This is a genomic window from Leclercia sp. LTM14 (assembly GCF_023736175.1).
In the GTDB taxonomy this organism is placed as follows: Bacteria; Pseudomonadota; Gammaproteobacteria; order Enterobacterales; family Enterobacteriaceae; genus Enterobacter; species Enterobacter barmai.
On sequence record NZ_JAIKTT010000016.1, the window covers coordinates 86,353 to 96,934 of the forward strand.

Annotated in this window: 9 protein-coding genes; 7 read left to right on the top strand and 2 right to left on the bottom strand. The window is 56.7% G+C overall.

Going from position 1 to position 10,582, the window contains the following annotated elements; genetic code table 11:
• Positions 1-197: 197 nt before the first annotated feature.
• From kup to rbsR, 7 genes are all read left to right on the top strand, one after another.
• Positions 198-2,066 carry a low affinity potassium transporter Kup gene (gene kup, locus K5I40_RS22905; RefSeq protein ID WP_039032204.1) on the top strand — a complete coding sequence of 623 codons (1,869 nt, stop codon included), beginning with the start codon at positions 198-200 and terminating at the stop codon, positions 2,064-2,066.
• Positions 2,067-2,279: 213 nt separating this feature from the next.
• Positions 2,280-2,699: a D-ribose pyranase gene (rbsD, locus tag K5I40_RS22910; protein ID WP_138370948.1), complete on the top strand. Its 420-nt coding sequence runs from the start codon at positions 2,280-2,282 to the stop codon at positions 2,697-2,699.
• 7 nt (positions 2,700-2,706) lie between these two features.
• Positions 2,707-4,212 (top strand): ribose ABC transporter ATP-binding protein RbsA, encoded by a 1,506-nt coding sequence (gene rbsA, locus K5I40_RS22915; protein WP_039032202.1) that lies wholly within the window; start codon positions 2,707-2,709, stop codon positions 4,210-4,212.
• A gap of 4 nt (positions 4,213-4,216) precedes the next feature.
• Entirely contained in the window at positions 4,217-5,182 is a 966-nt protein-coding gene (rbsC, locus tag K5I40_RS22920) for a ribose ABC transporter permease (RefSeq protein ID WP_138370949.1), read from the top strand.
• A gap of 27 nt (positions 5,183-5,209) precedes the next feature.
• Entirely contained in the window at positions 5,210-6,100 is an 891-nt protein-coding gene (rbsB, locus tag K5I40_RS22925) for a ribose ABC transporter substrate-binding protein RbsB (protein WP_039032200.1), read from the top strand.
• Between the two features lie 107 nt (positions 6,101-6,207).
• Positions 6,208-7,137, top strand: a complete 930-nt coding sequence (rbsK, locus tag K5I40_RS22930) for a ribokinase (protein WP_223075683.1) — start codon at positions 6,208-6,210, stop codon at positions 7,135-7,137.
• A gap of 3 nt (positions 7,138-7,140) precedes the next feature.
• Positions 7,141-8,133, top strand: a complete 993-nt coding sequence (gene rbsR / locus K5I40_RS22935) for a ribose operon transcriptional repressor RbsR (protein ID WP_138370950.1) — start codon at positions 7,141-7,143, stop codon at positions 8,131-8,133.
• Here rbsR and mdtD read toward each other — a convergent pair.
• Together mdtD and K5I40_RS22945 are read right to left on the bottom strand one after the other, a co-directional pair.
• Positions 8,099-9,526: a multidrug transporter subunit MdtD gene (gene mdtD, locus K5I40_RS22940; RefSeq protein ID WP_223075681.1), complete on the bottom strand. Its 1,428-nt coding sequence runs from the start codon at positions 9,524-9,526 to the stop codon at positions 8,099-8,101. The two genes, rbsR and mdtD, sit on opposite strands and share 35 nt — an antisense overlap.
• A 20-nt stretch (positions 9,527-9,546) precedes the next feature.
• Positions 9,547-10,239, bottom strand: coding sequence for a FadR/GntR family transcriptional regulator (locus K5I40_RS22945; protein ID WP_223075682.1), 693 nt, complete (start codon positions 10,237-10,239; stop codon positions 9,547-9,549).
• Positions 10,240-10,582 lie beyond the last annotated feature (343 nt).

Genomic DNA, 10,582 nt, shown 5'->3' on the forward strand with positions numbered 1-10,582 from the left:
ACCCCGGCTAATTGAAGCGAGTATAGACGTTTCGTTCCGGGCTGGTAATAGACTGAACTGCGGTGCTATTTTCTTTGCGCTACGTTAATGAGGTTGCATTTAGGGGTACGATTCTAAGATTAATCGTGCATACTGTGCGCTTTTTGTGGGCCAAGGGACTAAGCACACATTTGTTATTCAAACGAAAAGACTAGTCTATGAGCACTGATAATAAGCAATCATTACCCGCAGTTACGCTCGCGGCGATCGGGGTTGTCTACGGTGATATCGGCACCAGCCCGCTTTATACGTTGCGTGAATGTCTGTCCGGCCAGTTTGGTTTTGGCGTTGAACGCGACGCTGTGTTTGGTTTTCTGTCCCTGATTTTCTGGCTGCTGATCCTGGTGGTTTCCGTTAAATATCTCTCCTTCGTCATGCGCGCGGATAACGCCGGTGAGGGTGGGATCCTGACCCTGATGTCGCTTGCCGGGCGCAATACGTCCGCCAGGATGACCTCGTTCCTGGTGATTATTGGCCTGGTAGGGGGCAGCTTCTTCTATGGCGAGGTGGTGATCACCCCGGCCATCTCGGTACTCTCGGCGATAGAGGGGCTTGAGATTATCGCGCCGCAGCTCGATGAATGGGTGGTCCCGCTGGCCATCATCGTTCTGACCCTGCTGTTTGTCATCCAGAAACACGGGACCGGGCTGGTGGGCAAACTCTTCGCCCCGATTATGCTCTCCTGGTTCCTGATCCTGGCGGCGCTGGGGTTACGCAGCATTATTGCTAACCCGGACGTGCTGCACGCGCTCAATCCAATGTGGGCGGTGCACTTCTTCCTTGAATATAAAGTCGTGTCGTTTGTGGCGCTGGGCGCGGTCGTGCTCTCTATTACCGGCGTTGAAGCGCTGTATGCGGATATGGGCCACTTCGGCAAGCTGCCTATCCGCGTGGCGTGGTTTATTGTGGTGCTGCCGTCGCTGGTGCTGAACTACTTTGGCCAGGGCGCGCTGCTGCTCAAACACCCGGAAGCGATTAAAAACCCGTTCTTCCTGCTGGCGCCGGACTGGGCGCTGGTACCGATGCTGATCCTCGCCACGCTGGCTACAGTGATCGCCTCCCAGGCGGTCATTTCCGGGGTCTTCTCCCTTACCCGTCAGGCGGTGCGCCTGGGCTATCTGTCGCCGATGCGCATCATCCACACCTCCGAGATGGAGTCGGGCCAGATCTACATACCTTTCGTTAACTGGCTGCTCTACTTCGCGGTAGTGATTGTTATCGTCAGCTTCGAGCACTCCAGCAACCTGGCGGCGGCGTACGGTATTGCCGTCACCGGTACCATGGTGCTGACCTCAATCCTCTCTACCACGGTGGCGTACCGGAACTGGCACTGGAATAAATTCCTCGTGGCGATGATTCTGGTCGGCTTCCTCTGTATTGACGTGCCGTTGTTCTCCGCCAATCTCGACAAGATTGTCTCCGGCGGCTGGCTGCCGCTGACGCTGGGTCTGGTGATGTTCATTGTGATGACCACCTGGAAGAGCGAGCGTTTCCGCCTGCTGCGCCGGATGCACGAGCACGGTAACTCTCTGGAGGCGATGATTGCCTCGCTGGAGAAATCGCCGCCGGTACGCGTGCCGGGCACCGCGGTCTATATGTCCCGCGCGCTGAACGTGATCCCGTTTGCCCTGATGCATAACCTCAAGCACAACAAGGTGCTGCACGAGCGGGTGATCCTGCTGACCCTGCGCACCGAAGATGCGCCTTACGTGCATAACGTCCGCCGCGTGCAGATAGAGCAGCTGTCGCCTACCTTCTGGCGCGTGGTGGCCAGCTACGGCTGGCGTGAGACTCCGAATGTGGAAGAGGTATTCCACCGCTGCGGTCTTGAGGGCTTAAGCTGCCGGATGATGGAGACCTCGTTCTTCATGTCGCACGAGTCGCTGATTGTCGGCAAACGGCCGTGGTATCTGCGCCTGCGCGGTAAGCTCTATCTTATCCTCCAGCGTAACGCCCTGCGTGCGCCCGACCAGTTCGAAATCCCGCCTAACCGCGTGATCGAGTTAGGAACCCAGGTCGAGATTTAACCTTTCAACATGCCGGGTGGCGCTTCGCTTACCCGGCCTACCATACCCGTAGGCCCGCGCAAGCGGAGCGCCGCCGGGCAAATTCTCCGGTCCGCATTTCACTTAGCGAAACGTTTCGACGACGATCACAAATCTGCAACGCCATGGTGGTTTTCTGCGCATCGGTAAGATTAAACTGACGTCAGCGAAACGTTTCGCTAGTGGAGCAAGAATATGAAGAAAGGCAAGGTACTCAACTCTGAAGTCTCATCGGTCATCTCCCGTCTTGGGCATACCGATACGCTGGTGGTATGTGATGCGGGTTTACCCATTCCCCACAGCACAACGCGTATTGATCTGGCATTAACGCAGGGCGTGCCCACGTTTATGCAGGTGCTGGATGTGGTGACAACCGAGATGCAGGTTGAGGAAGCCATTCTCGCTACGGAAATCCAACAACATAATCCGCAGCTCCACGAAACGTTGCTTGGCCATATCAAGCAACTGCAACAACACCAGGGAAACACCATAAAAATAAGTTACATAACGCACGAGCAGTTCAAGAAAAACACCGCTGACAGCCAGGCGGTTATCCGCAGCGGGGAGTGTTCCCCGTATGCGAATATCATTCTCTGTGCTGGCGTCACCTTCTGAGGCCACCATGGACGCACTACTGCAACTGAAAGGGATCGATAAATCGTTCCCGGGCGTCAAAGCCCTCTCCGGCGCAGCGCTGAATGTCTACCCCGGCCGCGTCATGGCGCTGGTGGGCGAAAACGGCGCAGGCAAATCCACGATGATGAAAGTGCTTACCGGTATCTATCAACGCGATGCCGGTTCGCTGCTGTGGCTGGGAAAAGAGACCACCTTTAACGGCCCGAAATCCTCCCAGGAAGCCGGGATCGGCATCATCCACCAGGAGCTGAACCTGATCCCGCAGCTGTCCATCGCGGAGAACATCTTCCTGGGGCGCGAGTTCGTGAACCGCTTCGGCAAAATCGACTGGAAGCAGATGTATGCCGAAGCCGATAAACTGCTGGCGAAGCTGAACCTGCGCTTTAAAAGCGATCGTCTGGTGGGCGAACTCTCTATCGGCGATCAGCAGATGGTCGAAATCGCCAAGGTCCTGAGTTTTGAATCCCGGGTTATCGTGATGGATGAACCGACCGACGCCCTCACCGATACCGAAACCGACTCCCTGTTCCGCGTCATCCGCGAGCTGAAAGCGCAGGGGCGCGGCATTGTCTATATCTCCCACCGCATGAAAGAGATCTTCGAGATTTGCGATGACGTCACCGTTTTCCGCGACGGGCAGTTTATTGCCGAGCGTGAAGTGGCGACGCTGACCGAAGACACGCTGATTGAGATGATGGTGGGACGTAAGCTGGAAGACCAGTATCCACGCATCGATAAAGCCCCGGGCGATATCCGCCTGAAGGTCGATAACCTGTGTGGTCCTGGGGTGAATGATGTCAGCTTTACCCTGCGCCAGGGGGAGATCCTCGGCGTGGCCGGGCTGATGGGGGCCGGACGTACCGAGCTGATGAAGGTGCTGTATGGTGCGTATCCACGCACCAGCGGCTATGTCACCCTCGATGGTCACGAAGTTGTCACCCGCTCTCCGCAGGATGGTCTGGCGAACGGCATCGTCTATATCTCCGAAGACCGTAAGCGCGATGGCCTGGTGCTGGGCATGTCGGTGAAAGAGAACATGTCCTTAACCGCGCTGCGCTACTTCAGCCGCAGCGGCGGAAGCCTGAAGCACAAAGACGAACAGCAGGCCGTCAGCGATTTTATCCGCCTGTTTAACGTCAAAACGCCGTCGATGGAACAGGCCATCGGGCTGCTCTCCGGCGGCAACCAGCAGAAGGTGGCGATTGCCCGCGGTCTGATGACCCGTCCGAAGGTGCTGATCCTCGATGAACCGACGCGCGGCGTGGACGTTGGCGCCAAAAAAGAGATTTATCAGCTCATTAACCAGTTTAAGGCTGACGGGCTGAGCATCATTCTGGTCTCTTCCGAGATGCCAGAAGTATTAGGCATGAGCGATCGCATTATCGTCATGCATGAAGGGCATCTCGGCGGTGAATTCAGTCGCGAGCAGGCCACCCAGGAAATTCTGATGGCTGCCGCTGTGGGCAAGCTTAATCGCGTGGATCAGGAGTAAGAAGATGACTACCCAGGCTGTTTCTGGACGCCGTTATTTCACTAAGGCATGGTTGATGGAACAAAAATCGCTGATTGCCCTGCTGGTGCTGATCGCGATTGTTTCCACCATGAGCCCGAACTTTTTTACCGTTAATAACCTGTTCAACATCCTCCAGCAGACGTCCGTGAACGCCATTATGGCGGTGGGCATGACGCTGGTGATCCTGACCTCGGGTATCGACCTGTCCGTCGGTTCCCTGCTGGCGCTCACCGGCGCGGTGGCCGCTTCGATCGTCGGGATTGAAGTCAACGCGCTGGTGGCCGTTGCAGCTGCGCTGGCGCTGGGCGCGGCGATCGGTGCGGTCACCGGGATGATCGTGGCGAAAGGCCGCGTTCAGGCCTTTATCGCCACCCTTGTGATGATGCTGCTGCTGCGTGGTGTAACGATGGTGTATACCAACGGCAGCCCGGTTAACACCGGCTTTACCGACAACGCCGATCTGTTTGGCTGGTTTGGTATCGGCCGCCCGCTGGGTATCCCGACGCCGGTCTGGATCATGGGTCTGGTCTTCCTGGCGGCGTGGTACATGTTGCATCACACCCGTCTGGGTCGCTATATCTATGCCCTGGGCGGTAACGAAGCGGCAACGCGTCTGTCCGGCATCAGCGTCAATAAAGTTAAAATTATCGTCTACTCCCTGTGCGGCCTGCTGGCTTCGCTGGCGGGGATTATCGAAGTGGCGCGTCTCTCCTCTGCGCAGCCGACGGCGGGTACAGGCTATGAACTGGATGCCATCGCCGCGGTCGTGCTGGGCGGCACCAGCCTGGCGGGCGGTAAAGGTCGTATCGTGGGGACGCTGATCGGTGCGCTGATCCTCGGCTTCCTGAACAATGGTTTGAATTTGTTAGGTGTTTCTTCCTATTACCAGATGATCGTCAAAGCGGTAGTGATTTTGCTGGCGGTACTGGTAGACAACAAAAAACAGTAACTGACGACACTACAGGACATCTTTGATATGAACATGAAAAAACTGGCTACCCTGGTTTCTGCTGTCGCGCTGAGCGCAACTGTGAGTGCAAACGCCATGGCGAAAGACACCATCGCGCTGGTGGTTTCTACCCTGAACAACCCGTTCTTCGTCTCCCTGAAGGATGGCGCGCAGAAAGAAGCCGACAAACTGGGCTACAACCTGGTGATCCTCGACTCCCAGAACAACCCGGCCAAAGAGCTGGCTAACGTGCAGGACTTAACCGTTCGCGGCACCAAAATTCTGCTGATCAACCCGACCGATTCCGATGCGGTAGGTAACGCCGTGAAGATGGCGAACCAGGCGAACATCCCGGTGATCACCCTGGACCGTCAGGCGAACAAAGGCGAAGTGGTGAGCCACATTGCGTCTGACAACGTGCTGGGCGGCAAAATCGCCGGTGACTACATCGCTAAAAAAGCGGGTGAAGGCGCCAAAGTTATCGAACTGCAGGGCATCGCCGGGACTTCCGCAGCGCGTGAGCGTGGCGAAGGCTTCCAGCAGGCCGTTGCGGCTCACAAATTCAACGTACTGGCCAGCCAGCCGGCAGACTTCGACCGTACTAAAGGTCTGAACGTTATGCAGAACCTGCTGACCGCGCATCCGGACGTTAAAGCAGTATTCGCCCAGAACGACGAAATGGCGCTGGGCGCGCTGCGTGCCCTGCAGACTGCGGGTAAATCTGATGTGATGGTGGTTGGATTTGACGGCACGCCTGATGGTGAAAAAGCCGTAAACGATGGCAAACTGGCTGCGACCATTGCTCAGCTGCCGGAGCAGATCGGCGCGACTGGCGTGCAGACTGCTGACAAAGTGCTGAAGGGCGAGAAAGTTCAGGCTAAATACCCTGTTGACCTGAAGCTGGTCATCAAGCAGTAATATGCGATTCAGGCGGTCGTTAGCTGCCTGAAGGACAACATATAAAGAAAAGAGTGGCATACGCCACCGGGGCATCCCGGTGGCACTCTCTGATGGACATCTCCAATATGAAAACCGCAGGCAAGCTCGTCGTCCTTGGCAGTATTAATGCCGATCACATTCTCAACCTTGATACTTTCCCTACCCCGGGCGAAACCGTAACCGGCAATCGCTACCAGGTCGCCTTTGGCGGCAAAGGCGCTAACCAGGCGGTCGCCGCCGGGCGCAGCGGGGCAAACATCGCCTTTATCGCCTGTACGGGTGATGACGATACCGGGGAGCGAGTTCGCAACCAGCTGGCAAGCGACAACATCGACATTGCGCCAGTGAGCGTGGTCGAAGGCGAATCAACCGGCGTGGCGCTGATTTTTGTCAACGCGGAAGGTGAGAATGTCATCGGTATTCATGCGGGAGCAAACGCGGCGCTGACGCCAGATCGTGTGGTGGCGCAAAAGGCGCTTATCGCCGGTGCCGATGCCCTGCTGATGCAGCTGGAATCGCCGGTAGAAAGCGTGCTGGCGGCAGCGAAATTTGCGCATGAAAATCATACCACTGTCGTACTAAATCCTGCGCCGGCCCGTGTATTATCAGACGAGCTTCTGGCGCTGGTGGACATCATCACCCCGAATGAAACCGAAGCCGAAAAGCTGACGGGCATTCGCGTTGAAAACGATGAGGATGCGGCGCGCGCGGCGAAAGCCCTGCACGATAAAGGCATCAATACCGTTATCATCACCCTTGGCAGCCGTGGCGTATGGGCCAGCGTCGAGGGAGAAGGTCGCCGCGTTCCTGGCTTTAAGGTGAAAGCGGTCGATACCATTGCCGCGGGCGATACCTTTAATGGCGCGCTGGTGACGGCGCTGCTGGAAGGCGAGCAGCTGGATACCGCGATTCGCTTTGCCCATGCGGCGGCAGCCATTGCGGTCACCCGTCCAGGCGCGCAGCCTTCTGTTCCATGGCGCAATGAGATCGATGAATTTTTAAGTCAGCAGAGGTAACGCTTGGCCACAATGAAAGATGTCGCCCGCATGGCGGGCGTCTCTACTTCGACGGTCTCCCACGTCATCAATAACGATCGCTTCGTCAGCGACGCGATCCGGGAGAAGGTCGAGGCTGCCGTTAAATCCCTCAATTATGCGCCTTCCGCCCTGGCACGCAGTCTGAAGCTCAACCAGACGCGCACCATTGGCATGCTCATTACCGCCAGTACTAACCCCTTTTACTCCGAGCTGGTGCGCGGCGTGGAGCGCAGCTGTTTTGAGCGCGGCTACAGCCTGGTATTATGCAATACCGAAGGTGACGAACAGCGTATGAACCGCAATCTGGAGACGCTGATGCAAAAGCGCGTCGACGGATTGCTGTTACTGTGCACCGAAACGCATCAACCCTCCCCCGAGATTATGCAGCGCTACCCTTCTGTTCCCACGGTGATGATGGACTGGGCGCCGTTCGACGGTACCAGCGATCTGATCCAGGATAACTCGCTGCTGGGCGGAGACATGGCGACGCAGCATCTGATTGATAAAGGCCACACCCGCATCGCCTGCATTACTGGCCCGCTGGATAAAACCCCCGCCCGCCTGCGGCTGGAAGGTTTTTTGGTTGCTATGGCGCGTGCCGGTTTGCCGGTGCCTGAAGGGTATCAAATTACCGGTGACTTCGAATTTAGCGGCGGGTATGAGGCGATGCAGGCGCTACTGGCGCAGAAAGAGCGCCCGCAGGCGGTCTTTATTGGTAATGATGCCATGGCAGTGGGCGCTTATAAGGCGCTGTATCAGGCGGGACTGCGTATCCCGGACGATATCGCCGTGGTGGGTTATGACGATATCGAACTGGCGCAGTATATGACGCCGCCGCTCACCACTATTCATCAGCCTAAAGATGAACTGGGCGAGCTGGCGATTGATGTGCTGATCCACCGTATCGCCCAGCCCGCATTGCAACAGCAGCGGCTGCAGCTTACTCCTGTTCTGATGGAACGGGGGTCTGTTTAGGTTTGTGGCGTTCTTTAATGAGGTTGCGACCGTCTTTCGGTTTTAACAGCATAAACACCAGGGCAGAGACAACCGTCAGTACGCCCATGGTGATAAAGGTCGAGTGAAACTGTTCGACAGTATTCGTGCTGTCGAACCCCTCGTAAAAACGCAGAACCGCCGCACTCACCGCCACCCCCAGACTGATCGACAGCTGCTGCGTGACCGCCAGGACGCTGTTACCACCGCTGGCATTCTCATCGTTGAGATCGGCAAGGGTAATGGTGTTCATCGAGGTGAACTGGATCGACATCGCCATCCCCAGCACAAACAGCGGCAGGATCAGCATCCACACCGGCAGTGCAGCCGACTGCAGTGAGAACTGCGCAATCATCACCCCGATAAATATCGTCACCCCAACCAGCGTCCTGCGATAGCCCATCCGGCGTAACAGCTGCGTCACGCCGGACTTGGCCAGGATCGAACCCACCGCCGTAGGTGCCATCATGCAGCCCGCAATCAGCGCCGGATAACCAAACCCGACCTGCAGCATCAGCGGCATAAGGAAAGGAACGCAGCCGGTGCCCAACCGCGAAGCGATGTTGCCGGCAATACCTACCGAGAAGGTGCGGGTGTTAAACAGCGAGAGGGAAATGAGCGGCGTCGGGTGGCGGCGTGCATGACGTATATAGAGAAGAAAAAGAAGAATGCCGCTGAAGATAATGGAGACGGCCAGCCAAGTCGCCACCACCTTCTCACCAAACAGTTCCATACCGCTGGAGAACAGCACCAGGCTCAGGCCAAACAGGAAGAACCCGCCCATATCGAATTTACGCCGCGGGGTGGTGAAGTTCGGCATAAATTTGCGGGCATAGAAAATCCCGGCGACCCCAATGGGGATATTAATCAGGAATATCCAGTGCCAGCTGGCCCAGGTAACCAGCACCCCGCCCAGCACCGGCCCGAGGATCGGCCCGACCAGGCCCGGCATGGTGACAAAGTTAAGCACCGGCAGCAGTTCGCTACGTGGATAAGCACGTAACAACGCCAGACGCGCGACCGGCATCATCATCGCGCCGCCAATCCCCTGAATCACACGAAAGACAACCAGCTCGCCCAACGAACTGGAAAGGGCGCAGGCCAGTGAACCCAGCGTAAACAGGGATACCGCCAGCATAAAGACACGGCGGGTGCCGAAACGATCGGCCAGCCAGCCGCTTACCGGGATCAGCATCGCCACGGTGAGGGTATAACTGATGATGGCCGACTGCATGGCCAGCGGAGAACGGTTCAGGCTTTGGGCTATTGCCGGAAGGGCGGTGTTAAGGATGGTCGCATCAAGCGCCTGCATAAAGAAGGCCATCGCCGCTATCCACGGCAGGCCCGCCATACTGCGTGCTTTTTTTACTGTCATTCGTATTCCTGTTGTTATTGCTACCGTGCTGGTGGGGCAAGCAGTGCCTGGCTGGCTGCCATGGCGCGTAGTCCATCACTGTCCTGAATGGCGTCGACAATTGCCTGGTGTAAATCCAGCTTCACCACCTCATCCTGGGTAATAGAGGTAAAGTAGGTGTGATAGACAGAGTGAAAGAGCGAGGCAAAAGAGGTCAGGAACGGATTACCGCTCATCTCATAGATATGTTCATGCCAGGCCATATCCACATCTATCCAGCGTTCCCGGTTAAAGTTCTTCTTCAGATGAACCATCTCATCCATCAGGGTATTTAAGCGGGCCTTCTGCTCAGCCGTTCCGAGCGTGGCGGCCAGCAGGCAGGCCTGCGGCTCGAGGCTGCTGCGCATGACAAGGAAATGCTCAATGACCTGCTGGAAGTTATTTTCCGTCATCCACCAGGAGAGCAGCTCCTGATCGAGGAAGTTCCAGTTACCCTGGGGCATGACGCGTGTACCGATGCGCGGACGGGGAAGTACCATCCCTTTCGCAGTCAGGGTTTTCACTGCTTCACGAACGGCGGTTCGGCTCACGCCAAACTGTTCACCCAGTTCCAGTTCGCCCGGCAGGATGCTACCTGGTGCGTAAACACCTTCCAGGATCCGCTGGGCCAGCTTTTCTGCCAGCACATAAGAGAGGTTTTTTTGGGCCGCCAGCTGTTGCGCGCTTAAAGGCATAACGCAGATTCCTTAAGTCTTGATGCCAGTAAGTATGCCACCTGCAGGCGGGTTGTGGTTGCTAAAACGACAATTAGGGTGATTTCTGGCTAAAAGATGAGGCTTTTGGTGAAAAAAAGCACGGTCGGTAATTTATTTTAATTTTGCTCTTGTCAGCGCCGGAGAACTCCCTATAATGCGCCTCCACTGACACGGAACAACGGCACGCAAGCCGCCGGGTCAGCGGGGTTCAGCGATGAACGCCGGCAGAGAAAAGTGAAAATAATCGCTTGACTCTGAATGAGGAAAACGTAATATACGGGACCTCGCAACGGTGAGCGAAAGCCGCGTTGCACTGCTCTTT